This is a genomic window from Streptomyces sp. R-07, from assembly GCF_049913175.1.
GTDB lineage: Bacteria > Actinomycetota > Actinomycetes > Streptomycetales > Streptomycetaceae > Streptomyces.
In genome coordinates this window covers 1,244,460-1,269,674 of the sequence record NZ_CP183978.1, presented here as the reverse complement: position 1 = coordinate 1,269,674, position 25,215 = coordinate 1,244,460, and the positions used below count along the sequence as shown (strand labels likewise).

At 70.4% G+C, this 25,215-nt stretch carries 19 protein-coding genes and 1 riboswitch; of the genes, 14 read left to right on the top strand and 5 right to left on the bottom strand.

Annotated elements, in window-relative coordinates; translation table 11 throughout:
• Nucleotides 1-5 precede the first annotated feature (5 nt).
• Nucleotides 6-4,868: a DUF6531 domain-containing protein gene (locus ACN9M0_RS05610; protein WP_426403228.1), complete on the bottom strand. Its 4,863-nt coding sequence runs from the start codon at nt 4,866-4,868 to the stop codon at nt 6-8.
• A 215-nt stretch (nt 4,869-5,083) separates the two neighbouring features.
• Entirely contained in the window at nt 5,084-7,453 is a 2,370-nt protein-coding gene (locus tag ACN9M0_RS05605) for a chitinase C-terminal domain-containing protein (RefSeq protein ID WP_426403227.1), read from the bottom strand.
• Between the two features lie 246 nt (nt 7,454-7,699).
• Nucleotides 7,700-7,830, top strand: a riboswitch (FMN riboswitch).
• A 174-nt stretch (nt 7,831-8,004) separates the two neighbouring features.
• Here ACN9M0_RS05605 and ribD point away from each other — a divergent pair.
• From ribD to ACN9M0_RS05555, 10 genes are all read left to right on the top strand, one after another.
• On the top strand, nt 8,005-9,078 hold the full coding sequence (gene ribD, locus ACN9M0_RS05600; protein ID WP_366038560.1) for a bifunctional diaminohydroxyphosphoribosylaminopyrimidine deaminase/5-amino-6-(5-phosphoribosylamino)uracil reductase RibD: 1,074 nt from the start codon (nt 8,005-8,007) through the stop codon (nt 9,076-9,078).
• Between the two features lie 2 nt (nt 9,079-9,080).
• Nucleotides 9,081-9,689, top strand: coding sequence for a riboflavin synthase (locus tag ACN9M0_RS05595; RefSeq protein ID WP_366038561.1), 609 nt, complete (start codon nt 9,081-9,083; stop codon nt 9,687-9,689).
• A 44-nt stretch (nt 9,690-9,733) separates the two neighbouring features.
• Nucleotides 9,734-10,324 carry a nicotinamide mononucleotide transporter family protein gene (locus tag ACN9M0_RS05590; protein ID WP_426405284.1) on the top strand — a complete coding sequence of 197 codons (591 nt, stop codon included), beginning with the start codon at nt 9,734-9,736 and terminating at the stop codon, nt 10,322-10,324.
• Nucleotides 10,321-11,598: a bifunctional 3,4-dihydroxy-2-butanone-4-phosphate synthase/GTP cyclohydrolase II gene (locus ACN9M0_RS05585; protein ID WP_366038562.1), complete on the top strand. Its 1,278-nt coding sequence runs from the start codon at nt 10,321-10,323 to the stop codon at nt 11,596-11,598. Before ACN9M0_RS05590 ends, ACN9M0_RS05585 begins: the two co-directional genes overlap by 4 nt.
• 31 nt (nt 11,599-11,629) lie before the next feature.
• Entirely contained in the window at nt 11,630-12,115 is a 486-nt protein-coding gene (gene ribH, locus ACN9M0_RS05580; protein WP_024760819.1) for a 6,7-dimethyl-8-ribityllumazine synthase, read from the top strand.
• A 35-nt stretch (nt 12,116-12,150) separates the two neighbouring features.
• The gene (locus ACN9M0_RS05575; RefSeq protein ID WP_030551960.1) at nt 12,151-12,423 is read left to right on the top strand and encodes a phosphoribosyl-ATP diphosphatase; all 273 of its coding nucleotides are present in this window, start codon (nt 12,151-12,153) and stop codon (nt 12,421-12,423) included.
• 51 nt (nt 12,424-12,474) lie between these two features.
• Nucleotides 12,475-13,323 (top strand): ATP phosphoribosyltransferase, encoded by an 849-nt coding sequence (gene hisG / locus ACN9M0_RS05570; RefSeq protein ID WP_366038563.1) that lies wholly within the window; start codon nt 12,475-12,477, stop codon nt 13,321-13,323.
• Nucleotides 13,324-13,367: 44 nt separating this feature from the next.
• Nucleotides 13,368-13,820 carry a PH domain-containing protein gene (locus ACN9M0_RS05565; RefSeq protein WP_366038564.1) on the top strand — a complete coding sequence of 151 codons (453 nt, stop codon included), beginning with the start codon at nt 13,368-13,370 and terminating at the stop codon, nt 13,818-13,820.
• Between the two features lie 241 nt (nt 13,821-14,061).
• Nucleotides 14,062-15,480 (top strand): hemolysin family protein, encoded by a 1,419-nt coding sequence (locus ACN9M0_RS05560; protein WP_426403226.1) that lies wholly within the window; start codon nt 14,062-14,064, stop codon nt 15,478-15,480.
• Nucleotides 15,477-16,511, top strand: coding sequence for a hemolysin family protein (locus tag ACN9M0_RS05555; protein WP_426403225.1), 1,035 nt, complete (start codon nt 15,477-15,479; stop codon nt 16,509-16,511). Before ACN9M0_RS05560 ends, ACN9M0_RS05555 begins: the two co-directional genes overlap by 4 nt.
• 27 nt (nt 16,512-16,538) lie before the next feature.
• Here the strand turns inward: ACN9M0_RS05555 and ACN9M0_RS05550 are convergent, their stop codons facing one another.
• Together ACN9M0_RS05550 and ACN9M0_RS05545 are read right to left on the bottom strand one after the other, a co-directional pair.
• Complete coding sequence (locus ACN9M0_RS05550; protein WP_366038645.1) at nt 16,539-18,458, bottom strand: AAA family ATPase; 1,920 nt, start codon at nt 18,456-18,458, stop codon at nt 16,539-16,541.
• Between the two features lie 340 nt (nt 18,459-18,798).
• A complete protein-coding gene (locus tag ACN9M0_RS05545) occupies nt 18,799-19,428 on the bottom strand; it encodes a uridine kinase family protein (RefSeq protein WP_426403224.1) in 630 nt (209 codons plus the stop codon).
• A 226-nt stretch (nt 19,429-19,654) separates the two neighbouring features.
• Here ACN9M0_RS05545 and ACN9M0_RS05540 point away from each other — a divergent pair, with 226 nt between their 5' ends.
• Nucleotides 19,655-21,058, top strand: a complete 1,404-nt coding sequence (locus ACN9M0_RS05540) for a C39 family peptidase (protein WP_426403223.1) — start codon at nt 19,655-19,657, stop codon at nt 21,056-21,058.
• Here ACN9M0_RS05540 and ACN9M0_RS05535 read toward each other — a convergent pair.
• Entirely contained in the window at nt 21,006-22,331 is a 1,326-nt protein-coding gene (locus ACN9M0_RS05535) for a tyrosine-type recombinase/integrase (RefSeq protein WP_366038569.1), read from the bottom strand. The genes ACN9M0_RS05540 and ACN9M0_RS05535 overlap by 53 nt on opposite strands.
• Nucleotides 22,332-22,706: 375 nt before the next feature.
• Here ACN9M0_RS05535 and ACN9M0_RS05530 point away from each other — a divergent pair, with 375 nt between their 5' ends.
• From ACN9M0_RS05530 to ACN9M0_RS05520, 3 genes are read left to right on the top strand one after another with little or no spacing between them, the layout of a single operon-like run.
• Nucleotides 22,707-23,147, top strand: a complete 441-nt coding sequence (locus tag ACN9M0_RS05530) for a hypothetical protein (protein WP_366038570.1) — start codon at nt 22,707-22,709, stop codon at nt 23,145-23,147.
• A 50-nt stretch (nt 23,148-23,197) separates the two neighbouring features.
• Nucleotides 23,198-24,640 (top strand): hypothetical protein, encoded by a 1,443-nt coding sequence (locus ACN9M0_RS05525; RefSeq protein WP_426403222.1) that lies wholly within the window; start codon nt 23,198-23,200, stop codon nt 24,638-24,640.
• A gap of 2 nt (nt 24,641-24,642) precedes the next feature.
• Nucleotides 24,643-25,149 (top strand): hypothetical protein, encoded by a 507-nt coding sequence (locus ACN9M0_RS05520; protein WP_366038572.1) that lies wholly within the window; start codon nt 24,643-24,645, stop codon nt 25,147-25,149.
• Nucleotides 25,150-25,215: the final 66 nt, after the last annotated feature.

The following is a 25,215-nucleotide window of genomic DNA, read 5'->3' as shown; positions in this document are numbered from 1 at the left end:
GGATCTCACCTCTTCTTCTTCGGCAGCATCGAGAGATCGGGCTGGATCTCGGGGATGTCGGGCTTGGGCACTTCTATTCTCTCGTTGTTCGAGTACCAGTGGATCTCCTCCCACGGGCGGCCCAGGCGCTCGTCCTCCGGATCGCCCCAGGCGGCGGCTCCGTCGTAGTTGCGGACGGCGAGGGCGACCACGCTCATCTCCCACGCGGTCCCGCCCACACCCGCGGGCGGGTAGTTGTCCCGGTGCAGCATGTTGAACTGGGAACCGAACCGAGCGGCCTCCTGGAACGCCTCCACGATGCTCTCGGGGGTGTTCCAGTTGCCGTTCTCGCCCCGGGAGTTCGGCATGCCGTCCAGGGTGATGGACAGAGTGGTCCCACGGTCGTTGATGGCACCGGCGACGTTGGTCATCCAGTCGGGCGGCTCGCCTCCGGCGTACTGCTGCCCGTTGTACGTGTGTGCGCCCGGGTCCCTCGGCCGCTCCGGGTCGTGGAAGTCCGGGTCGTCCGGATCGTTGCGCAGGTATCGGGCCAGGTTGTTCGAAGGCCCGTTCGGTGGCGGCTGGTTGGGTCCCAGGACCACGCTGTGCCGGTGCTCGCCGCTCGCCCGGTGCGGGCACATCTCCAGACCCAGAGGGTCGATCCACGTGGTCGGATTGTCCACGTAGGCCGTCGGATTGGGCGCGGGGGCCAGCCCGAGCGGATCCGGGGAGGCGTATCGGCCCACGTCCGGGTCGTAGTGGCGATGACGGTTGTAGTGCAGCTGCGATTCGGGGTCGAAGTACTGGCCGGGGAACCTCAGCGGGGTATAGGCGGTGGCATCGCGGTTCCAGGACGTGCTGCCCCACAGCGTGGTGCGCGTGCGCCAGGCCACCGCACCCGTGCTGTCGACGAGTTCGCGCGGGGTCCCGACGAGATCGGTCACGACGGCGAAGAAGCGGCGGTCCACCTCCTCGGGGCCGAGGAACCTGCGCTCGACCTGGGCGACAGGCTTCACCCCGTCGTGCTCCCAGGTGAGGGCGACGCCTTCCATGGAGTCGCTGTCCCTGACCATCTGTTCGACGAGGACGTCCCCGTCCCAGGTGAAGTCCGTCTGCTCCACCACTCGATCGCCGTCGGAGGCGAGACGTCGCTTGCCGATCCGACGACCGAGCGGGTCGTACACGTACCTCCACCGCGTACCGTCGGGAGCGGTGACGCCGGTGAGGCGGTCCTCGGCGTCCCAGGCGTAGCGCCACGTGTCGCGTCCGTGCGAGAGGCGGGTCTTCTGGCGGAGGACCACGCGCCCCTGGGCGTCGTGCTCGTATCTGACGGATCCGGCACGCCGGACGCGCGTTCCCGCGTATTCCCGGGGGCCCGACGCACCGCGGTCCTGCGGCCAGTGGGCCTCCGTCTGGTTCCCGGCCGCGTCGTAGACGTACCGCTCGTGCCAGTCCGCTCCCGTGACACCGGTGACCCGGCCCGCCCCGGTGAGCTCGAACCGCCGGGAGCCGTCGAGGAGCTCGTCGACCGATGTGGCGTGCCCGTCGGCGCGGTAGGTGTACGAGCGGCGCTGGACGGCGCTCTTGCCCGGCCCGCGCACCAGCTGCTCCGTGAGGCGCCCGGCGTCGTCGTACGCGTGCTCCAGGGTGAGCGTTCCGCCCACGCGGCGCACGGTCTCGCGCCCGGCCTCGTCGAACTCGAAGACGAGCCGGTGCCCTGCGGTGTCGAGCACCGCGCTGTGGTCCGGCGGGTAGGACATGGTGCTCACGGCGCCCGAGGGCGTCGTGCGGCGGACCCGGCGTCCGGTCTCGTCGTAGGCGTGGGCGAGCACACGGCCGTTGCAGACCTCCGCCACGACACGGCCGGCTGCGTCCCGCACGTACGACAGGTCGACGTCCGGGCCGACGGCGCGGGTGATCCGGCCGGCCGCGTCGTAGGAGAACCGGGTGACGGCACCGTCGGCGTCCTTCACCGTCACGCGCCCGTCGTGGTCGCGCTCGTACCGGACGCTCTGACCCGCCCCGTTGGTACGTGAGGTCAGCCGGCCCAGCGCGTCGTAGGTGTAGGTCAGGCTGCGGCCGTCGAAGTCGCGCTCGGCCGCGAGGCGGCCGGCGGCGTCGTAGGTGTAGGTCCACCGCAGCCCCTGAGGACCGGTGACTCCGATCAGCCGGAGCTCGGTGTCGTAGGCGAAGGTGTGGCGGGCGCCGTCGGGGTCGGTGCGTGCCGCGACCAGGTCGAAGTGGGTGTACTCGAAGCGGGTCTCGCCTCCGGCGCCGTCGGTGTGGAGTACGCAGTTGCCCTCGCCGTCGTACACCCAGGACTGCTCCGAACCGCCGGGATCGGTGCGCCGGGTCAGCCGGCCTTCGACGGACCACTCCAGGTCAGTGGTCCGGCCGTGCGGGTCGGTGATCCGGACCGGGCGCCCGAAGGCGTCCCGCTGGTACCGGGTGACGGAGCCCAGCTGGGTGCGGACGGCGAGGGGCAGGCCCGCTGCGTCACAGCGCACCCGCTCCAGGGAGCCCAGTGCGTCGTCACTGCCGGTGAGGTGTCCGGACGAGTCGTACGTGTGCCGGACCGTGGTGCCGTCCGGTCGGGTGAAGACGGTCGGGTTGCCGCCCTCGTCGTACTCCTGGCGCCAGGTGGAACCGCCCGCCCCGGTGACGGAGGTGAGCCGGTGCGAGGCGTCCCGCGTGACCGTGGCCGTGGATCCGTCGGGGTGTGTGATCCCGACGAGGTCGCCCCGGTCGTCGTAGGTGTACCGGGTCGTCCGGCCGAGGGCGTCGACGCGGAGGAGCAGGCGGTCGTAGCGGTCCCAGGCCTGGCGGACCGTGTGGCCGAGAGGATCGGTCACGGAGACGACCTGCAGCTGCTCGTTGTACCGGTACGAGGTGGTCGCGCCGGTGGAATCGGTGTAGCGGGTCTCCGAGGCGGCGAGGTCGTAGGCGAACGTGGACGAGAGGAAACCGTCCGGGCCGACGGTGCGGACGACCCGGCCCGCGGGGTCGTACCCGTAGCCGAAGGTCGAACCGGTGCGATCGGTCCAGGACGTGATCCGGCCGTGGGCGTCGTAGCCGAACCTGCGCGGGATCCCCGAGGAGTCGGTGACCGAGGTGAGGTCCCCCGCACTGTCGTACGCGTAGGACATGACCGTGACGGGGCCCTCCGGCGTACGCAGCGCCATCTCCCGGACCCGCCCGGCCTCGGTGGTCAGGAGCACGGTGTAGCCGCACCCGTGGCTGACCGAGGCGGGGGCGCCGTCGGGGCGGCGCGAGAAGGTCACACGGTTGTGGTGGCGGTCCTCGATCGCCGTGAGCCAGTGGGCGGCGGAGGCGCGGTAGGGGCTTCCGGCGAAGTGGCGGGTCAGGCCGGAGCGCGGGTCGGTGATGGTGTACGTCGTCTCGTCCTCGTACTGACCGCCGTGCGCGAGGGGGAGGCGAGGTCCCTCCAGGGGGAGGACGGGCTCGCCCTCCGGCAGGGGCACCTGGGGATAGACCAGGACGGAGCCGTCCTGGCGCGTCCATACCGCTCCGTGGCCGCGTGGGTCGAGTTCGAGGCGCTCGTCGAGGGTGGAGGCCCAGCTGCGCCCGAACCAGTGGCCGTAGCGGTACTCCGAGAGATGGGTGCGCCGGAGGACCAGCGGGAGAACGCCGGGCAGGGACAGGTCCGTCTGCGGCAGGGTCATCTCACCGGTGACGACATCGACCGGGTCGTTCTCGCATGTCTTCTTGGAGAGGGGGATGCCGTTGCGCCGGGGCTCGTCCTTGGCGCCCAGCGGGGAATCCGGCTGCTTGCGGTCGGGCGTCGGCCCCTTTCCCGCACCGCCCTTTCCGCCGCCGCTGTCGTTGTCGTGGTCGCCCTTGCGCTGGCGGGCGAAGCGGTCACGGAGGTCGTCGTCGGTGTTCTTGTGGTCGACCGAGATCTGCTTGACGACCTTCGGGAGCGTCTGGCCGACGTGGTCGCCCATCGTCTTCGCGGCCTTGGTCAGGGCCTCCATCGCCTTGTCCGCGATCGGGTCGATCGCGTCGGCGATCGAGTCACGCCCCCGCGTGCGGCCGTGCGCGGTCTTCGCCTTCGTGAGTTTGCCCGCCGTCTTGCCGTGGATGCTCACGCTGACGGTGTTCAGCTGGGTGGAGGCGTGGGTGTGCTCGGCATGCTCGATGTGCAGGTTCTTCAGGCCGCCACCCGGGCCCTTGGAGCCCCCGCCGCCTCCGGCCGAGGCCAGGTGCATGGCCTCCTTGCCGGACTGCACCCCGTCCTTGAAACCGTCCGTACCCGCGCCCTTGGTCTGGTCGAGGTCCACCCCGTCCTGCAGCCCGAGCGCCACCGCGCCCAGCTGCACCACCAGGTCCGCCGCCATGCCCTCCAGGGCCGCCACCGCCGGCTCGGTCATCGCCGACACGACGTACCCGACGGCCTCCTCCACACACTCCTTGATCAGCCGCTTGACCACCTCCTGCGTGGCCCGCATCGCCCCCGCACCGATCAACGACGACAGACCGAACGTCACCGGGATCAGCGAGATCGCGATACCCGCCTCGGCGGCCAGATACCCCAGCTGCACCAGCGCCGCGAGCTTCATCCCCTCGATCGCGCCGGCCGCCGTGTCCAGACCGCCCGCGATCGTGCGGGCCGCACCGGAGATGTCCTTGATGTGCTTGGACTTGACCTTGGACCAGTGCTCGTTGAGCGCGTCCATCGACTCGCCCTGGCCCGAGGACAACAAGCGCTCGAAATGGTTGTTCGCGAGCTGACCGTCGTCCTCCAGGTCGTCCGCGAACTCCCGCAACGCGTCCGCCATCTCGCGGTACGCGTCCTCGTCGACGTTCGGCCAGGCCACACCGATCAGATCCAGCAGTGTGTCGGCCCAGTCCGGAACCGTGACAGCCACGACTTCCCTCCCCCGTGCATGGCGATCATGCCGTCGAACAGACGTACCACAGCGTTCGTCGTCCCCACCAGCAGAAATCTGGCCGCTCTTGGCGAACGCGAACGCGAACGTGAACGCGAACGCGCCGCGCCCCGGACAGGGGGCCGCGGCGCGTGGGGCCCGGCGGCGGCAAGGGCCGTGAGTGTCCGCCGCCGGGTGTCATGGGACGGGGCGCGTCAGCAGGCGCCGAGGTCCTTCCAGACGCCCCAGTCGCCGGTCGTGCCCGGCTCCTCGTTCTGGGTCCACCACTGGGCCTTCCACTGGTGGCCCTTGTGGGAGACCTCGTTGCCCGCGTTGTAGATCGTGCCGGCCACGTACGCCGGGGCGGTGCAGCCCGTGGTGGGCGGCGTCGTCGGAGTCGTGGTCGGGGGAGTCGTCGGCGCGGTGGTGGGCGGCGTGGTCGGGGGTGTGGTCGGCGGGGTGGTGGTGCCCGGCTCCACGACCGTCGTGCCGCGCGCCAGGTCACCGGCGAGGGCGTACGTCGTGCCGTTGATGTTCACCGTCCAGTTGGAGGGGGTGGACACCGGCAGGTAGTAGTTGAAGGCCAGGTCGACCGTCGCGCCCGGGGCCAGCGACTGCCAGGCCGGGAGCTTCAGGGAGACGCGGTGGAAGTCGCCCTTCAGGCCGCCCACGTTCGAGCCCGTGTGGTCGCTGCTGATGATCTTCGTGCCGAAGCCGGACTGGTCGGAGGCGTTGGCCGGGGCCGAGGTGCCGTAGTCGAACTGGAACTCCGTGCCACCGGGCAGCGTCGTCGCCGTGTTGTTGGTGATCTTGATCTTCGGCGTGATCGGGTAGTTCGAGTCGCCCAGCTTGAACTCGGTGAACTGGGTGTCGATCTTCACGGCCTGGGTCGGCAGGGTCGCGTTGGACTTCTTCGCGCCGTACGGGGTGGCCGCCTTGAACTTGTCGTACATCAGCGAGGTGAGCGTGGAGCCCATCTCGTACTGGCCCTTGGCCGCGTTCCAGCCGTAGTCGCCGGCCATCTCCCAGACCATCGTGCCGCCGATGCCCTTGTTCACCACGTAGTCGGCCTTCGCGGCCACCGACTGCTCGTCCTCGGTCGAGAGGAAGACCTTCTTCTCGGCGTTCCACAGCCACGGCGCGACCAGGGTCGAGTCGTACTTGCGGGCGTAGGTGCCGGTCAGCGTGGTGTTCGCGGGGAAGCCGTACTGGGTGACGTAGTCGCCGACGATCCCCTTCTCGAGGTTCTTGGCGTGCCACATCGGGTTGGAGCCGGCGGGCGACTCGACACCGTTGGTGTCCTTGTCGTGCCAGAGGTTGTCGATGCCGGTGGCGCCGTCGCCGCACTTGGTCAGGCCGGCTCCGGCCGGGCAGGTGGTCGCGGAGGCCTTGCCCCACAGGCCGTCGGTGCCGCCCTGCACGTTCTTGTGGCCGCGGGTGTAGTACGGCAGGCCGATGTTGATGCGGCCGGCCGGCATCGAGCCGCGGAAGTAGTGGTAGGCCCAGTCGGTGTTGAGGTAGCCGATGGAGCCGTACTGCGAGGAGCCGTAGACGTTCGCGGCGGCGAGCTCGGCGTCCTTGCCGTCGTCGAAGAGGGAGGCGTTGGGGCCGACGTACTCGTTCCAGGCGCCGTGCAGGTCGTAGGACATGATGTTGACGTAGTCCAGGTACTTCTGCATCTGGAAGGTCTCCATGCCGCGCAGCAGGTAGCCGGAGGAGGGGGCGGCGACGGTCAGCAGGTAGTGCCTTCCATCGGCGGCGCCGGCCGTGTCCAGCTTCTCGCGCAGGGACTTCATGAGGGCCGCGTAGCCCTGCACGAGTCCGGCGCGGCGCGCGTTGGCGAGCTGCCAGTCGAGCGGGTTGCCGGCGTCCTTCATCGTGGTCGGGTACTCGTAGTCGATGTCGACGCCGTTGAACCCGTACTTGCGGATGAAGTCGACGGCCGAGTTCGCGAAGGTGTCGATGCCGGCCTGGTTGACCGAACCGTCGGCGTTGGTGGCCATCGCGTAGAAGCCGCCGGAGCCGACCCGGTCGCCGTTGTCCGCGAAGTAGCCGCCGGTCTCCGCCCAGCCGCCGACCGAGATCAGCGTCTTGACGTTCGGGTGCTGCTTCTTGAACTTGTTGAGCAGGTTGAAGTGACCCTTGTAGGGGTACGCGGCGTCCATCTCGGCGCCGGCCACACCGGGCCAGGTCATCCCGGTGGCGGCGTTGTCCGGGCCGTCCGTGCCCACGGAGAGCTTGTTGTCGCCGCCGATGTGGCCGAAGGCGTAGTTGATGTGGGTGATCTTGTCCCACGGGATGTCCTTGGCCAGGTACGCGGGCTGGCCGTTCTTGCCGGTGCGCCAGCCGGTGAAGTAGCCGATGACCCGGCGCTGGTGGTCCGCGCCCATCTTCTCGCGGCCCTCGGTGTCGTAGACCGAGCAGTACGGGACGTCGACGCCCGGGGTCTTGTAGAGCCCGTCGGGGCGACAGGACTCGTTGTCGGCCGCGTACGAGACGCCGCCGGAGAGCGAGCCGAGCAGCAGCCCGGCGACGGCCGCGCCGGACGCGAGCAGCGAGGCTCTCTTGGTCGTGGGGGACAGCACGATCGGGTCCTCCTCGGGGAGGGGAAGAAAACACGCAACGAACAAGGGGGTGGTACGTGTTGGGGCCGTGGAGTGCGCACGCCGACGGACCGTTACCTCGGAGGTGACACGGAGATTAAGAGGACTAGACCAGTGCGTCAATAGGTCTGGACCAAAGAAGGCAACTGTGGCAGCCTGTGAGCCAGCCCACAGGGCCCGGGCCTATCGCCTCACGAAGGTCGTGGCACACTGGCCCTGTATCAGCAGCAGCGCACTCCGGGGTCGGTGTAATTCCGAACCGGCGGTATAGTCCGCGACCCGTCCGCAAGCCAGCGGCCGGTTGACCAGGTGAGATTCCTGGACCGACGGTGAAAGTCCGGATGGGAGGCAGTGCGCGGCGGGTGACCCCTTACAGGGGTGTGCCGGCCGTACGTCCGCTGGTCGCCGTGTCGTACTCGATCGGCGTACCCGCAGGACAGCGGCCTCGGCGCACCCTGTGCGAGGCGTCCTTCCCGCTCTCTGTCGTCATCGACAGGCCCCGGAGTCCGTGCCCGAAGAGGCAGGAGGACCCGGTGGCCCAGCAGGCCGACATCACCGCCATGCGACGCGCCGTCGAGCTCGCCGCACGCGGTCTCGGCGCCACCAGCCCCAACCCGGTCGTCGGGTGCGTCATCACCGACGCCTCGGGCCACCAGGTCGGCGAAGGCTTCCACCAGCGCGCCGGCGGCCCCCACGCCGAGGTCCACGCCCTGCGCGCGGCCGGCGTCCTGGCCCGCGGCGGCACCGCGTACGTCACCCTCGAACCCTGCAACCACACCGGCCGCACCGGCCCCTGCGCCCAGGCCCTGGTCGAGGCCGGGATCAGCCGGGTCGTGTACGCGGTCGCCGACCCGAACCCGCAGGCCACGGGCGGTGCCGACACCCTCCGCGCCGCCGGGATCGAGGTCGGGCAGGGCCTCCTGGAGAACGAGGCCGAGGCCGGCAACATCGCCTGGCTCACCTCCGTGCGCCGCGGCCGCCCCTTCGTCCGCTGGAAGTACGCCGCCACCCTCGACGGCCGCGTCGCCGCCGCCGACGGCACCTCCCGCTGGATCAGCTCCGCCGAGTCCCGGGCCGACGTCCACCGGCTGCGCGCCGAGGCCGACGCCGTCGTCGTCGGCTCCGGCACCGCCCGCACCGACGACCCCCATCTGGCCGTACGGGGCATCGAAGGCGCCGTACAGCCGCTGCGGGTCGTCGTCGACACGGAGGCGACCGCCGTGAAGCCCGGCGCCCGGGTCCTCGACGAGGCCGCCCCCACCCTGATCGCGATCGCCGAGGACGCCGAGACCACCCTCACGGACGTCGTACGGCTCCCCAGGGCCGAGCGCGGCCTCGCCGTCCCCGCCCTCCTGGACGCCCTGCACGCGCGCGGTGTCCGCTCGATCCTCCTCGAAGGCGGCCCCGCCCTCGCGGGCGCCTTCGTCGCCGCGGGCGCCGTCGACCAGGTCGTCGGCTACCTCGCCCCGGTCCTCCTCGGCGCGGGCCCCGCCGCCCTCGCCGACGCCGGAATCACCACCCTCACCGACGCGTTGCGGCTCGACATCACCGAGACCGCGCACATCGGATCCGACATCCGCATCACCGCCACCCTCAAGGGAGCCTGACCGTGTTCACCGGAATCGTCGAAGAACTGGGCGAGGTCGTCGCCGTCGAGCAGCTGGAGGACGCCTCCCGCTTCCGACTGCGCGGCCCCCTGGTCACGGAAGGCGCCCAGCACGGCGACTCCATCGCCGTCAACGGTGTCTGTCTCACGGTCGTCGAGCACGGCGACGGCGAGTTCACCGCCGACGTCATGGCCGAGACCCTCAAGCGGTCCAGCCTCGGCGCCCTCGAAGTCGGCTCCCGCGTCAACCTGGAGCGGCCCATGGCCGTCGGCGGCCGCCTCGGCGGTCACATCGTCCAGGGCCACGTCGACGGCACCGGCACGATCCTGGAGCGGACCCCGTCCGAGCACTGGGAACTGGTCAAGGTCGGCCTGCCCGCCCACCTCTCCCGGTACGTCGTCGAGAAGGGCTCGATCACGGTCGACGGCGTCAGCCTCACCGTCGTCGAGGTCGCCGACGACTGGTTCACCATCAGCCTCATCCCGACCACCCTCGACCTGACCACGCTCGGCATCAAGCAGTCCGGCGCCCCGGTCAACCTCGAAGTGGACGTCATCGCCAAGTACGTCGAGCGGCTGCTCGGCACCGACGCCAAGGAGAACGAGAAGTGAACTGGCTCAACTCCCAGGCGTTCACCGTCTTCGGCCAGCACATCATGTGGTCCGACATGATCGGCAACACGATCGGCCTCATAGCGCTCGCGCTCGGCTGGCGCCGCTCCATCCTCACCTGGCCCGCCCAGCTGCTCTCCGGCGTCATCCTCGTCGGCGCCTACGCCTCCGCCCACCTCGCCGGCGGCGTCGGCAAGCAGCTCCTCGTCATCGGCGTCGCCGCCTGGGGCTGGTGGCAGTGGAACCGCGGCAGGCAGCAGGCACAGGACGGCTCCATCGCCGTCCGCTTCGCCACCTGGAAGGAGCGCGGCCTGCTCCTCGCGGGCGCGGCCCTCGGCACCCTCGCCGTCGGCGGCCTCTTCACCCTCTACCCGTCGCTCTCCTGGAGCCCCTGGGCCGACGCGTACATCTTCGTCGGCACCCTCGTCGCGATGATCGCCCAGGCCCGCGGCCTCGTCGAGTTCTGGTTCGCCTGGCTGCTCGTCGACCTCGTCGGCGTCCCGCTCGCCTTCAACAGCGGCCTCGCCTTCTCCGGCCTCGTCTACGTCATCTACTTCGCCCTCGTCATCTGGGGCATGCGCGACTGGTGGCTCCGGACGCGCACGACCTCCGCTCTGGAAGGAGCCACCGCATGAGCGCGCTGCCCCTCTGGGACGCCACCGACCTCGCCCTCGACCCCGTCGAGCAGGCCATCCGCGACATCGCCGCCGGCCGCCCCGTCGTCGTCGTCGACGACGAGGACCGCGAGAACGAGGGCGACCTCGTCATCGCCGCCGAGAAGGCCACCCCCGAGATCGTCGCCTTCATGATGAGCGAGTGCCGCGGCCTGATCTGCGCCCCCATGGAGGACGAGGAGCTGGAGCGCCTCGAACTCCCGCAGATGGTCGAGCACAACACCGAGTCGATGCGGACCGCCTTCACCGTCTCCGTCGACGCGTCCCCCGCCCACGGCGTCACCACCGGCATCTCCGCCGCCGACCGCGCCACCACCCTGCGGATGCTGGCCTCCGGCAGCCACGAGCCCTCCGACTTCGTCCGCCCCGGTCACATCTTCCCGCTGCGCGCCAAGCCCGGCGGCGTCCTCGTCCGCAACGGACACACCGAGGCCGCCGTCGACCTCGCCCGCCTCGCCGGGCTCCGCCCGGCCGGCGCGATCGTCGAGATCGCCGGCGAGGACGGTGTGATGCTGCGCCTGCCCGAGCTGGTCCCCTTCGCCCGCAAGCACGGCCTGACGATCATCTCCATCGAGGACCTGATCGCCTACCGGCGCTCCGCCGAGCCGACCGTCCGCCGCGAGGCCGAGGTCCATCTCCCCACCGCACACGGTGAGTTCACCGCGTACGGCTACCGCTCCACCGTCGACGGCGTCGAGCACGTCGCCCTCGTCCACGGCGAGATCGGCGACGGCGAGGACGTCCTCGTCCGGGTCCACTCCGAGTGCCTCACCGGCGACATCTTCCACTCGCTGCGCTGCGACTGCGGACCCCAGCTCCAGGCCTCCATGGACCGGATCACCGAGGCCGGGCGCGGCGTCGTCGTCTACCTGCGCGGCCACGAGGGCCGCGGCATCGGCCTGCTGTCCAAGCTGCGCGCGTACGAGCTCCAGGAGCGCGGCCGCGACACCCTCGACGCCAACCTGGAGCTCGGCCTGCCCGCCGACGCCCGCGACTACGCCGCGGGCGCGCAGATCCTCGGCGACCTCGGCGTCCGCAGCCTGCGCCTGATGACCAACAACCCCGACAAGATCGACGCCCTCACCCGGCACGGCCTGCGGGTCGAGGGCCGCGAGCCCATGCCGGTCCAGGCCGGCGAGCACAACCTCCGGTACCTGCGCACCAAGCGGGACCGGATGGGGCACGACCTGCCCTGGCTGGACGGCTCCCCGGCCTCCACCTGCGGCAACCAGTAATCACGTACGTACGAAATCGGCTAGGAGAGACATGAGCGGCAAGGGCGCACCCGTCCTCAGCGTGAAGAACTGCGGCGACCTCCGGGTCGCGGTCATCGCGGCGCAGTGGCACGAGAAGATCATGGACGGTCTCGTCGACGGCGCCCTGCGCGCCCTGAGCGAGCTCGGCATCGACGAGCCGACGCTGCTGCGCGTCCCCGGCAGCTTCGAGCTCCCGGTCGTGGCGAAGGTCCTCGCCGGGCGCGGCTACGATGCCATCGTGGCGCTCGGCGTCGTCATCCGCGGCGGAACGCCGCACTTCGAGTACGTGTGCCAGGGCGTCACCCACGGCCTCACCCAGGTCTCGATCGACACCGGCGTACCCGTCGGATTCGGTGTCCTCACCGTCGACAACGAGGAGCAGGCGCTCGACCGGGCCGGCCTCGAGGGATCCTCCGAGGACAAGGGCCACGAAGCGGTCACCGCCGCCGTCGCCACCGCCACCACGCTGCGCACGGTCAGCGAACCCTGGCGCTAGTCACGCGACCCTTACCCCGTACCCTTAGGACCATCATGGCGAACAAAACCTTCGAAGAGCTCTTCGCGGAGCTCAAGCTCAAGGCAGAGACCGGCGACCCGGCCACCTCCCGCACCGCGGAGCTGGTGGACAAGGGCGTCCATGCCATCGGCAAGAAGGTCGTCGAGGAGGCCGCCGAGGTCTGGATGGCCGCCGAGTACGAGGGCAAGGAAGCCGCCGCCGAGGAGATCTCGCAGCTGCTGTACCACGTCCAGGTGATGATGGTCGCCCGCGGGATCTCGCTCGACGACGTCTACGCCCACCTCTGAGCACACGCGTCCCACACTCCCCAGAACTCCCAGGCAAAGGAAGCTGACCCCATGCTGCGCATCGCCGTCCCCAACAAGGGTTCCCTCTCCGGACCTGCGTCGGCAATGCTCCATGAGGCCGGCTACCGCCAGCGCAAGGAGTCCAAGGAGCTGGTGGTGATCGACCCCGACAACGAGGTCGAGTTCTTCTACCTGCGGCCGAAGGACATCGCGATCTACGTCGCCTCCGGGAAGCTGGACATCGGCATCACCGGCCGTGACCTGCTCCTGGACTCCGGAGCCAGCGCCGAGGAGATCCTCGCGCTGAACTTCGGCCGCTCCACCTTCCGCTACGCCACCCGCCCGGGCACCGCGAACGGTCCCGAGGACTTCGGCGGCATGACGATCGCCACCTCCTACGAGGGCATCGTCGCCAAGCACCTCGCCGACCAGGGCATCGACGCCTCCGTCGTCCACCTGGACGGCGCGGTCGAGACCGCGATCCAGCTGGGCGTCGCCCAGGTCATCGCGGACGTCGTGGAGACCGGCACCAGCCTGCGCAACGCGGGCCTCGAGGTCATCGGCGAGCCGATCCTGACCTCCGAGGCCGTCGTCATCCGCCGCCACGGCGCCACCGACGACCACCCGCAGGTGCAGCAGTTCATGCGCCGCCTGCAGGGCGTCCTCGTCGCCCGCAGCTACGTGATGATGGACTACGACTGCCGGGCCGAGCACCTGGAGCAGGCCGTCGCCCTCACCCCGGGCCTGGAGTCGCCGACCGTCTCCCCCCTGCACAACGAGGGCTGGGTCGCCGTCCGCGCGATGGTCCCCGCCAAGGAGGCGCAGCGGATCATGGACGACCTGTACGAGATCGGCGCCCGCGCCATCCTCACCACCGCCATCCACGCCTGCCGCCTCTGACGGCTGCCGGCCCGCACGTCCCACCAGGCACTGAGGAACCCCCGATGTCGCAGCCCACGACGCCCACCCTCCCGGTCACCTTCCGCCCCGGTCGCACCCGGGCGATCCTGCTGACCATGGGCCTGGCGATGTTCGTCGTCATCACCGCCGTCGCGATGATGCTGGAGCGGCTGGGACCGGGGGAGCGCGTCAGCTTCGTCTTCACCGCCGCGCTGCTCTCCGGAGTCCTCGTCCTGCTGAGCCGTCCCAAGGTCGTCGCCGACGACGAGGGCGTCACGGTCGTCAACATCACCAGGACCCGGCGCCTCGCCTGGGCGGAGATCCTCAAGGTCAACCTCCGCCCCGGCGACCCCTGGGTCTTCCTCGACCTGAGCGACGGCACCAGCCTGCCCGCGCTGGGCATCCAGCCCGGCATCGCCAAGGAATCGGCGATCCGCGACGCCCGCGCCCTGCGGGCCCTCGCGGACAGCCACGGAACGGGCGCGGAAACCGGCTGAGACCCCGAGCCGTACCCGGGGAATCCCCGGTCCGTCCCCCATCCGGGGCCGACCCCCTGCCCCTCGGGGCATGTCCGTGACTACTCTGGAGACGGTGGTGCCGAGCGGCACCACCGTCTCGCGTGTGCAGGGCCGCAGCCGCGGCCCGCGAGACCACCCAACGACTTGAGGAGTGACTCCCTCCAGCAATGGACGGATCGTCCGGTAGTACCTGCGCCGCCCCCTCCCCGGAGGCGGCGGCATGATCGTCTCCCTTCTGCTGCTCGTCGCGGCCTTCCTCCTGATCCTCGCCAACGGCTTCTTCGTCGCCGCCGAGTTCGGTCTCGTGACCGTCGAGCGCGCCGAGGCCGAGCGGGCCGCGGCCGCCGGCGACCGGCGCGCCCGCACCGTCGTCACCGCGCTGCGCGAGCTCTCCTTCCAGCTCTCCGGCACCCAGCTCGGCATCACGATCACCTCGCTCGTCGTCGGCATGCTCGCCGAGCCCGCGCTCGCCGGGCTGCTGCACGGGCCGCTCACCGCGACCGGACTGCCCGACGGGGCCGTCTCCGGGGTCTCGGTGGTGATCGGGATGCTGCTCGCCTCCGCCGTCCAGATGGTGGTCGGCGAGCTCGTACCGAAGAACTGGGCGGTCTCCCGGCCGCTCCAGGTCGCCCGCTTCGTCGCGACCCCGCAGCGCCACTTCTCGGCACTGTTCCGGCCGGTGATCTCCCTGCTCAACAGGGTCGCCAACCGGCTGGTACGGCTCCTGGGCGTCGAGCCCACCGAGGAGCTGGACTCGGTCCGCACCCCCGGCGAGCTCGTCTCGCTGGCCCGGCACTCGGCCCAGGCCGGCGCCCTGGAACAGGACACCGCCGACCTCTTCGTACGGACCCTGACCCTCGGCGGCCTCACCGCCGAGCAGGTCATGACCCCGCGCGTGAAGGTGAGCGCCCTCCAGTGGGACGCCACCGCGGCCGACGTCCTCAACCTCACCCGGGCCACCGGCCTCTCGCGCTTCCCGGTCTACCGCGACCGCATCGACGAGATCGTCGGCATGGTCCACCTCAAGGACGCGCTCGCCGTCGCCCCGCACGCCCGCCTGCGCACCCCCGTCGGACGGATCGCGGTCCCGCCGCTCCTCGTCCCCGAGACGCTGCCCGCCCAGCCGCTCCTGGAGCGGCTGCGCCGGGAGCAGCCGATCGCGGTGGTCGTCGACGAGTACGGCGGCACGGCCGGGGTCGTCACCCTGGAGGACATCGTCGAGGAGCTCGTCGGCGAGGTCCGCGACGAGCACGACACCGCCGCCGACGGGCGGCCCGAGCTGGCCGCGGCGCCCGCCGAGGACGGCCGTCCCGCCTGGGAGGCCGACGGCTCCTGCCGCGTCCACACCCTGCGCCGGATAGGCCTCGACGTGCCCGACGGGCCGTACGAGACCGTCGCCGGGCTCGTCGCGGATCTCCTCGGGCGCATCCCGGCCCCCGGGGACCGGGCCGAGCTCCCCGGCTGGCGGCTCTCGGTGCGCCAGGTCGACCGCTACCGCGCCGAGCGCGTACGGATCGTCCGGACGACCCCCGACCCTGACTCGGCCGAGGTGTCCGGCACCGGCACGGACCCGCTCGGGACGCCGGTCTCCGCCCAGGTGCCCGGCCCGGTGCCCGTCGCGGCGGAGGCGGTCCGATGAGCACGCTGCAACTCCTCTTCGCCGTCCTCCTGGTCCTCGCCAACGGCTTCTTCGTCGGGGCCGAGTTCGCCCTCGTCTCCGTCCGGCGCAGCCAGATCGAGCCGCTCGGGGGCGCCAGGGCCAAGCAGGTCCTGCACGGCCTGGAGAACCTGCCGCAGATGATGGCCGCCGCCCAGTTCGGCATCACCGTCTGCTCCCTGACGCTCGGCGCCGTCGCCGAGCCGACCGTCGCCCAGCTCCTCGAACCGGTCTTCCACTCGATCGGTGTCCCGGAGGGGCTGATCCATCCGCTCGGCTATGTCATCGCCCTCGCCGCGGTCGTCGTCCTCCACCTCGTCATCGGCGAGATGGTCCCGAAGAACCTGGCGATGGCCGACCCCGAGCGCACCGCCCTCTGGCTCGCCCCCGGGCTCGTCGGCTTCGCCCGGCTCTGCCGACCGGTCACGGCCGCGCTCGGGGCCTGCGCCCGGCTGGTCCTGCGGGCGTTCAAGGTCGAGCCGAAGGACGAGGTGGAGGCGGTCTTCACCAGCGTCCAGCTCGGCCGTCTCGTCGAGGACGCGGGCCAGGCGGGACTGCTCGACCCGGTCGAGCAGGAGCGCCTGGAGGACGCCCTCGAACTGGGCAGCCGCCCGGTGACGGACGTCCTCATCGCCCCCGCCTCCCTTGTCACGGTCCCGCCGTCGGTCACCCCGCGCGAGATCGAGGAGCTGACCGTACGGACCGGGTACTCCCGCTTCCCGGTCCGCGCCGAGGGCCGGGCGACCTTCATGGGCTTCGTGCACGTGAAGGACGTCCTGGACCTGGAGGAGCGGGAGCGGGCGGTGCCGCAGCGGCTGTGGCGCCCGATGGCGACGCTCCGCGCAGAACTGCCGCTCGACGACGCCCTCACCGTGATGCGCCGCGCCGCCACCCATCTGGCGCAGGTCGCGGACGGCTCGGGCCGGATCCTCGGCCTGGTCGCCCTGGAGGACGTCCTGGAGATGCTGGTGGGCGAGGTCCGCGACCCCGCCCACCGCGTGCAGCCGGTCTAGGGCCCGGCCTGACCCGAAAGGCAGGCCCTAGTACCCCGGGGGCTCCTGCTGCGGGCCGCGGTCGACCGGACCGCGGCCCGACAGCACCTCGCCGTACGCCTGCATGAGGTCGGCGAGCCGGAGGGTCGCGAGGTCCTCCCGGGTCGGGGTCGACGGGTACCCGGAGAGCCGCAGGTCCCGGTAGGCGCAGGACTTCTCGTACAGGGTCCGCAGGAAGCGGCCGTTGCCGAGCTCGTCGATCCAGCCCTGCTCGACGACGTGCCCGCTGATCGACCGGAGCTCGTCCCGGGCCTCCTCGTCCCAGCCGTCCCCGTTGGCCGCCGCGAGGACCTCGCCGATGGCGGTGAGCTCCAGCGGCCGGTACGAGGGGAAGTCGACCCGGGTGGTGAACCGGGAGGACAGACCCGGGTTGGTGCTGAGCAGCCGGTCCATGCCCTCGGGGTAGCCGGCCAGGATGACCACGAGGTGGTCGCGGTTGTCCTCGGCGCGCTTGAGCAGCACCTGGAGGGCCTCGTCCCCGTACGCGTCGCCCTTGCTGTAGCCGGTGTTGGACAGCGCGTAGGCCTCGTCCACGAACAGCACGCCGCCGACCGCCGAGTCGATCAGCTCGTTGGCCTTGACCGCCGTCTGGCCCAGGAACTCGCCGACCATGTCGGCCCGTTGGGCCTCCACGAGATGATCGCCGCCGAGCAGTCCGAGCGCGTAGAACACCCGGCCCAGGATCCGGGCGACCGTGGTCTTCCCGGTGCCCGAGGGGCCGGAGAAGACGAAGTGCCGCTTCGGCGGCTGGACCGGAAGGCCCTGACCGGCCCGGAGTCGCGCCATCTCCAGCTGCGCCGAGAGTGCCTTGACCTGGCGCTTGACCGGTTCGAGGCCGACCATGCCCTCCAGCTCGGCGAGCGCCTCCGCGAGGAGCGCCGGATCGGTGGGGCCGGCCGGGAAGCGGGGCGGCATCGGCTGGCCGGGCAGCGGGGCCTTCTGCCGTACGGTCTCCGGCGGGGTGACGGGGGCGGCCGGCGGCACCGGCTCGGGCGCGAGCAGCAGCCCGTCCCCGAGTCCGCCGGCGTCGGGCTCGGCTCCCGGCACGGTGTCCACGGCGTCCTGGCCGAGGCCCCCGCCGAGGGTGCCCAGCGCGACCGTCGCGAGGCCGGCCGGGTCGTCCACGCCGTCGTAGCCCTCGAACCCGTCGTACTCGGCGATCGCCGCGAGCCGGGCGGCCGTGTCCATGAACGCCGGGTCGATCCGGTGCACGGCCCGGTAGAGGGGCAGTGCGGCGGCGCTGCGCCCCGTGCCCTCGTGGGCCCGGGCGAGCCAGTAGCGCAGCTCCTTGCGCTGCGGCTGCTCGCTGCGGCACCGCATCAGGGAGGCCGAGAGGAGCGGCTCGGCCTGGGTGTACATCTCCAGGCGGACCCGGGCCATGCCGCCGAAGAGCCCCGCCTCGATGCCGAGCAGCGGGTCGTCGACGAGGGTCTCGGTGTGCCGGACGAGCTGGTCCCAGTCCTTGACGAGATAGGCGCGGCAGGCGTGCAGGAAGCGCACCTGCGGGTCGGTGTCGACCGGGGGGAGGCCCGCGAGGGCGCGGTCGAGCTCCGGCACGTGGCGGCCGTCGAGCCAGTGGGAGGCGTGCGCGAGCAGCAGGTCGCGCGGGCTCTCCAGGACCGGCTGCACCCACCAGCCCAGCCAGTACCAGGAGTTCAGGGTGCGCCGGTAGCGGGACCGCTGCTCGCCGAAGCGATCGCGGTTGCGGTACATGCGCAGCAGCGCGGTCGTGGTGTCGACCCGGAGCGCGTGCAGCCCGAGCCAGGCGTCCGCCATCCCGGGGTCGATCCGTACCGCCGTCCGGAACTCGTCCTCAGCCTGCGGATACGCGCCCATCGTGTAGGCGTCGACTCCGCGCAGCCAGGCGAGCTCGGCCGGGGCCTGCGAGCCCTGCGTGCCGATGTCCATCGGGTCCCCCACAACCGTCATCGCATGGACGGGATTTGACCGCACCTGGGGCATCGTACCTGCGCAGGGGGTGCGCGCTTAAGGAGAAGCGCATGATCCGGAAGCGGTGACCCTGGGTGAGCATCAGAGGTCGCGGAGGGGGTGGAAGAGGGCCTGGAGAGGGCCTGGAGAGGTGCCTGAGAGGGCTTCCGGGGCAGAACGAAGCCCCCGATCACGGGGGAACAACCGGGGGCTTCGTGTCTGCGGCGGCTCCGAAAAGCCGCACATTCAGAACGTAAGACCTGTACGGCCCGTCGGTCAAGCGAAGTTGAGGCACTTGCGGAAGCGGACTTCCGGCCCCTCAGTTCACGGACATGAAGCCGTCACGGTGCGTGATGATCTGGTGCGCGCCCGCTGTCACGACCGGCCCGGGAAGCCAGTCGTACCCCTCCTGGCACTCCCGTACCAGGGTGTCGGCGAAGGGCCGGGACGGGTCCTCGGTGAAATGGCGAGTCTCCGCCACGGTCCAGCCGTCCCAGAAGGAGGCCTGCTCCGGCCCGTCCCGCCGGCGCCCGCGCTCCCAGGACTCCCCGGCGCCGCGCTCCATCCACAGCAGCCACGCCAGGAACGGCCGCACCACCCGCCGGCCGGCGCCGACGCCCTCGACGAGGACCACCGGGGCCGGGGGCAGCGCCCGCGCCTCCCCGAAGCGTCGCAGCCGCCAGTCGTACGGGCGGTAGGCCGCGGTCTCGCCCCGCGAGAGCGGCTCCAGCACCTGCTCCCGCAGCCGGCCGGTCCACGCGAAGAGCTCCTCGTGCGTGGCCAGGTCGTCGAGGTGGAGGACGGGGGCGTCGCCGAGGGCGGCGGAGAGGCGGGCCGCCAGGGTGGACTTGCCGGAGCCCGCGTGGCCGTCGACCGCGACCAGCCGGACCGGTCCGCAGGAGGGCGGCAGCCGGAGCAGCGCGTGCGCCGCGCGGTCGAGGTCGTTCATGGCCCCAGGGTAGGGGAGCGGGGACCGCCGCAGGTCAGGGAGGTGCCACCGTCAGTGGTAGAGACCAATATTGGTGCGGCGACGCGAGGCGAAGTGCTGGCGGAGGCCCCCGGGGAGCCGGGATAGTGGGCCCGCGCAGCCCCGCCCGTCCACCGGTGCAGAGGCCGGTACGCCGAGGCCTCGGCACTTTCGTACGCCCACCGTTCTCGACTGGGGGTCACCGCCCATGACCAGCTCCACCCCGCGCAGAACCGTCCTCGCCGCCGCGCTCGCGGCCGCCGCGGGAACGGCCGCCGCCGGCCCCGCCACCGCCGCGGGACCCCTCGCGGCGGCCGGCCCCGACTGCGCCGCCTCCGACTGCGCGGCCGACGGCGCCGAGCGGGGCCACGCCCCCGCCGCCGGGCTCGTCGACAACCGCTTCTGGTCCTCGTACACCGACTGGAGGTGCGGCGCGGCGGCCGGCACGCAGGCGGTCGCCGGTCTCCGCCCCGGCCTTGTCCTCGCCACCCCCGCGGGACGCGTCGACTACACCGACCCGCACACCGGCCGCACCTCCGCCTGGGAGTACGCGACCTGGACCTCGCCCGTCCACACCTCGACCGTGCCCGCCACCGAGGTCATCGCCTCCTGGAACGCACGGACGCCGCCCGGCACCTGGCTCCAGGTCGAACTGTCCGGCACGTACTCCGACGGGACGGCGACCCCCTCGTACGTACTGGGCCGCTGGGCCTCCGGCGACGACGACATCCGGCGCACCTCGGTCGACGACCAGACCGACGGCAGGAGCACCGTCTGGACCGACACCTTCGCGATCGACGACGCGGCGAGCGGCCTGCGGCTGCGCTCGTACCGGCTGCGCCTCACCCTCTACCGCACCCCGGGCAGCGACCTCACCCCGACGGTCTGGCGGCTCGGCGCCATGGCCTCGGACATCCCGGACCGCTTCACCGTCGAGGCCTCCGAGCCCGGCCTCGCCCACGAGCTGGCCGTCCCGCGCTACTCCCAGAACACCCACGTCGGCCAGTACCCCGAGTACGACAACGGCGGCGAGGCGTGGTGCAGCCCGACCTCCTCCCAGATGATCGTCGAGTACTGGGGACGCCGGCCCTCGGCCGAGCAGCTGGCCTGGGTGAACCCGGCCTTCGCCGACCCGCAGGTCTGCCACGCGGCCCGCTTCACCTACGACCACCAGTACCAGGGCTGCGGCAACTGGCCCTTCAACGCCGCCTACGCGGCCACCTACCCCGACATGAACGCCGTGGTCACCAGGCTGCGCTCGCTCACGGAACTCGAATCGCTGGTCGGCGTCGGCATCGCGGCCATAACGTCCCAGTCCTTCCGCAAGGAGGAACTGACGGGCGCCGGGTACGGCACCTCGGGCCACCTGATGACGGTCATCGGCTTCACGGCGGAAGGCGACATCATCGCCAACGACCCCGCCTCACCCAGCAACGAGGCCGTCCGCCGGGTCTACCGACGCCGCGAGTGGGAGAACATCTGGCTCCGCACCAAGCGTTATGACGCAAACGGCAAGGTCAGAGGCGGTACGGGGGGTGTCTGCTACATCTTCTGGCCGGTCAAGTCAGCACCAAGTCAGCACCGCGCACTGCAGGCACTCGGCCTGGTGTGAGCATGTGCGGCCCGACGGTCGTCTCGACGACCTGACGGCAGCGCTCCTGGCCGTCCTGCGTGAGGTGGCCGTACCGGTCCACCGTGACCTTGATCGAACGATGTCCGAGCCAGCGAGACACCTCGTGAATGGACACTCCGTTGGTCAGGGCCACGGTGGTCCATTTATGCCGCAAGTCGTGCGGGTTGTATGCGGGAAGCTCGAGCCGCTTGATGGCGCGGTCCCACGACTTGCGTAGAAGATCGGGATACGGCATTCCGCCGCTCGCATTGCGGATCGGAAGCCGGTCGATGAATGGCTCAAGGGAAGCAGGCACGGGTATGTCGCGCCACTCGCCTTCTTTTCGATGCTTCAACGGAGCGTATTTTGGCGTGTACTTCCCGGAGGTGTCCTTGTAGCGAATCACCTGCCGCCGGATTCGCAGGGTCCCGTCGCGCATGTCCTCCGGGAAGACTCCCAGAGATTCCCCTATACGAAGTCCGCAACATGTCATGAGCCATACCGCCGGAGACAGGCGAGGCCCGATCTCCTTGGCGATGGCGGTTATCTCGTCGAAGCTGGGAAGTTTCCTGTCGTCGACAGGAATGACGGGGTTCTCCAGCTTCTCGGCCTGCGTCATGGGATTCACTGGAATCCGCCTGTGGCGCACAGCGTGGGAGAACAGCGCCGAGAGTGCTATGTGCCGGGACTCGATGGTGTTGAGGGCCGCCCCATCCCGGCGCCAACGTGCGTACAGGCCCTCGATGTCCGCCGCGGTGACCTGCGAGATCATCTTGCTCCCCAGGTAGGGGACCACGTGGAGGCGGACGATGCGCTCGTACGACTCGAGGGTGCCGGCGGAAGCGGTCTTCTTCGCGAGCCAGTCGTCCGCGTACCGGCGGAGCGACACCTTGCCGGCGTCGGGGTCGACGTAGATGTTCTCGCGCTTGTCGCCTTCCATCTTGGTGGCGAAGTCGACCGCGTCCTTCTTCCGGGCGAACGACTTCTCCCACTGACGCCCGGTACGTCCGCCCGGCTCCCTGTAGCGGACGGTCCACCGCTTTCCGGACACGACAGAACCGTTGTCGATGATTTGAGCCAACCTGTTCACCCATCTCCGCTCACACGGTCGTTGGCCGTGTCTTTCGGTGTGGGTGGTGTTGTAGTCGATGTTTCCGGCCGCGCCAAATTCCTGAGCGCGTGAAGATTTGACGACCCGCGTCCTCGCACGCGGGCGAGCGGTGAGCGGAGCGCTGAGGTGGCGAATGAGCAGCGCCTCCAGCTCAGGGGTCAACTCCAGGGACTCGTGGAAGGGGCGAGAAGGGGGGCGTCGTCCCCGGGGGCGTGAGCGCCGTCCTACTGGTGGCCTTCTGGAACGTGATCTGGCCCTATCTCGTCGGTGCGCACGTTCTCGGCGGCAGGTGGTGGTTGTGGCGCACCGATCGGTTCATCCGGGCGGTGATCGGCAGTGGGACCGTCCAGGGGGGGGCAGATCCGATCTCCACGGACAAGAGCCACTCGCTCCAGGCCCCGCGACCCGCACAGTTTCAGGAGCGTGCACCGGCCGCGGCGCGATTCAGCCACTCCAACGCCCTCTGACCCGATCTAACTTTCTGTACGCGGTCCACGTTCCGTAAGTTACTTGAGGGACTACCAACGGGGGAGACGCATGGCCTGGGATGAATGGGAGCAGATCAAGGCGGACACGACAGCCCACCAATCCGCGTCGACGCGCCTGAACCAGCTCGCCCCGGCGGCGGGAGGCGGCGGTGCCGGCAAGCCGGACATGGCCTCCAGCCCGGCGGCCAAGAAGGCGGCGGTGAAAGTGATCGACGACGACCTGGAGCCGGGGGTCACGAGGGACGGCAAGCACGCGTCCGAGACCACGGGTGCTGTGGTCAAGGCGTTCGGGGCGCAGGATGGCCACGGCTGGGACACCTCCGGCGCGCTGAAGAGAGCCCACGAGACGTGGGAGAAGCAAGTCAAGATGCTGCTAGGCCGCCTGTCCTCGGAGAAGCAGGCCCTCAGCGCGACCGGCATCAGCATGCAGAACAACGAACTCGACATCGCCGCCCGACTGGCCCGCCAGTCGCGGATCCAAGGCATCTGACGGGCCGACAGTCCGGCCGCAGGGGAGTCATGCCGACCTATCACGAAGCCATGAGCACCGACCTGTCCACGCTGACCGCCGCCGCGGGCAAGTGGGAGGAGATGGCCGCCAAGTTCAAGACGCTCGAGGACCAGTACGAGAAGGACGTCCACGGCGTCTCGCTCGGAGAGTCCTGGATCGGCCTGAGCGCGAACGCCGCCAACGCCAGGTTCACCGTCACGCTCAAGGAACTCCAAGGAGCGCAGAAGGAGGCGAAGGCCGTCGCACTCGTCCTGCGTGACGCGCACGCCCAGCTCACCGACCTGCAGGGCCGGCTCAAGGCGATCCGTGACGACGCCGTCCGGGCGGGCATGCGCGTCTCCGACCAGGGCACGGTCGCTTTCGACACGGAGCGGCTCGCCCAGGACGAGCGCACGGCCTACGTCCACGACCCCGACTTCCAGCAGAGCGCCCGCACCCAGGCGAACGCCTGGGCCGAGAAGCTCGTCCAGGCGGTCAAGGCGGTCACCGAAGCCGACGACGGCATCCGCCTCGCCCTCGATGCCGCCGTCCTCGACTCCGACCCCATGGACGGCACCTTCAACGGCTTCAACCGGAACCCCAAAGCCAGCCCTTACCCGTCCCTGGAAGAGGCCGGCAAGGCCACCAACATGCCCAAGGACCGCAAGGACGTCCCAGCCTGGTGGCGCAGTCTCAATCCGGTCACCCGCGGCATCCTGCTCCAGGAACGGGGCGACGAACTGCGAGCGGCCGGAATCATGGACCCGCAGTATCAGTGGCATTCCCCCGACCGGGGCTCCGGCCCCTTCAACGTGGAAGACCCCACACCACGCGACGTGGATTTCCACGCCTTGGCCCTCGGCCTCGCCACAGTCGGCGACATCACCGGTGAAACCGGGGCATCCCGGAACATGCTGCACTACCTGCGCGGCACCGGCGAAACGCTCGACGTCGACGTGAACCGCATGCTGCACGACGACGCCACGTTTCGATCTGACATCGAAGAGATCCATATCGCGCGAAACCAGGAAGAGTGGCGCAGGAAGGCCCTGGCTGAATTCGAGAAGGCCGGGGGCGACAAACCCGTCGCCATTCCAGTGGAGAGTCATCAGTACGGCGGTACGTTCACCAAGGACACCGACTGGTACCACGCCCTGGGGTCGCACCAGCAGACCGTCTCAGGCATGGTCACAGTCAGACCCGGCGAGGGCGGCAAGCCTGACGTGTCACTGGATTACCAGGTCAACGTATGGGACCGATACAACTGGGATGAAGGTAAGAAAACGACATTCCCTGGAGGAATCGTCATCAAGGATGATGATATGGGGCATCTGCACACTGTCGGCATCGCCCAGGAGTTCGACATGCGCGGTAGCAGCTCGACGTTCACCCACGACTTGAACGGCGACTCGAGCTCTACAGTGAACCCTGCCGACCCTGGCCGATCGGGTGGCCGCGGGGATGTCTCGCGGGGCGACGAGGAGAACCGGTGAACATGCGACACAAGACGCGCGGAAGCCTCTTCGTCGCACTGATCTCCGTGCTGGTTCTCACGTCCTGCTCGACCGGAGCCCCCGGCAGCGCTACGCGCGAGAGCACCTATCCGTACTGGGAGAAGGGTGCCGGCGCCGCCGAAGCGGCCGCGTTCATGAAGATTCAGATCCCGAAGGGCGCCATGGACGTGAAGGGTGCCGTGCAGGTCAACCCCCGCGAAGACGAGTACATCCTCTCCTTCCGTACCGGCAAGGCCACCGCAGCCCAGGTCGCCAAGGACCTGCACTCCGAAGAGCCGCTGGCGCCATGGGGCATCAAGTCGACACAAGAGTCCGAACTCTTCGAGCACCTTGGACTCGCAGAGCCGAAAACACTCAAAGATGCCCTCTGGGCGGGTGTCTGCCCGCCGTGTGTCAAGGACTACCGACGTCGCGACGTCGCGTGGATGGAGATCTACATCGAGAACCTGGACTCCGAGCAGGCCCGGGTGTACCTCCGCGCCTTCTGACCGCGACCGGCCGATGGCTCTCCCTGGCCTGTCCGGAGAAAGGCCGCCATACCCGGGCGCGAAGGT

Excerpts from the sequence above, each read along its gene's own strand:
- ACN9M0_RS05590 (WP_426405284.1), top strand. The coding sequence starts at position 9,734 with ATGTGGTCCGACATGATCGGCAACACGATCGGCCTCATAGCGCTCGCG.
- ACN9M0_RS05585 (WP_366038562.1), top strand. The coding sequence starts at position 10,321 with ATGAGCGCGCTGCCCCTCTGGGACGCCACCGACCTCGCCCTCGACCCC.
- ribH (WP_024760819.1), top strand. The coding sequence starts at position 11,630 with ATGAGCGGCAAGGGCGCACCCGTCCTCAGCGTGAAGAACTGCGGCGAC.
- ACN9M0_RS05575 (WP_030551960.1), top strand. The coding sequence starts at position 12,151 with ATGGCGAACAAAACCTTCGAAGAGCTCTTCGCGGAGCTCAAGCTCAAG.
- hisG (WP_366038563.1), top strand. The coding sequence starts at position 12,475 with ATGCTGCGCATCGCCGTCCCCAACAAGGGTTCCCTCTCCGGACCTGCG.
- ACN9M0_RS05565 (WP_366038564.1), top strand. The coding sequence starts at position 13,368 with ATGTCGCAGCCCACGACGCCCACCCTCCCGGTCACCTTCCGCCCCGGT.
- ACN9M0_RS05560 (WP_426403226.1), top strand. The coding sequence starts at position 14,062 with ATGATCGTCTCCCTTCTGCTGCTCGTCGCGGCCTTCCTCCTGATCCTC.
- ACN9M0_RS05555 (WP_426403225.1), top strand. The coding sequence starts at position 15,477 with ATGAGCACGCTGCAACTCCTCTTCGCCGTCCTCCTGGTCCTCGCCAAC.
- ACN9M0_RS05550 (WP_366038645.1), bottom strand. The coding sequence starts at position 18,458 with ATGGACATCGGCACGCAGGGCTCGCAGGCCCCGGCCGAGCTCGCCTGG.
- ACN9M0_RS05545 (WP_426403224.1), bottom strand. The coding sequence starts at position 19,428 with ATGAACGACCTCGACCGCGCGGCGCACGCGCTGCTCCGGCTGCCGCCC.
- ACN9M0_RS05540 (WP_426403223.1), top strand. The coding sequence starts at position 19,655 with ATGACCAGCTCCACCCCGCGCAGAACCGTCCTCGCCGCCGCGCTCGCG.
- ACN9M0_RS05530 (WP_366038570.1), top strand. The coding sequence starts at position 22,707 with ATGGCCTGGGATGAATGGGAGCAGATCAAGGCGGACACGACAGCCCAC.
- ACN9M0_RS05525 (WP_426403222.1), top strand. The coding sequence starts at position 23,198 with ATGAGCACCGACCTGTCCACGCTGACCGCCGCCGCGGGCAAGTGGGAG.
- ACN9M0_RS05520 (WP_366038572.1), top strand. The coding sequence starts at position 24,643 with ATGCGACACAAGACGCGCGGAAGCCTCTTCGTCGCACTGATCTCCGTG.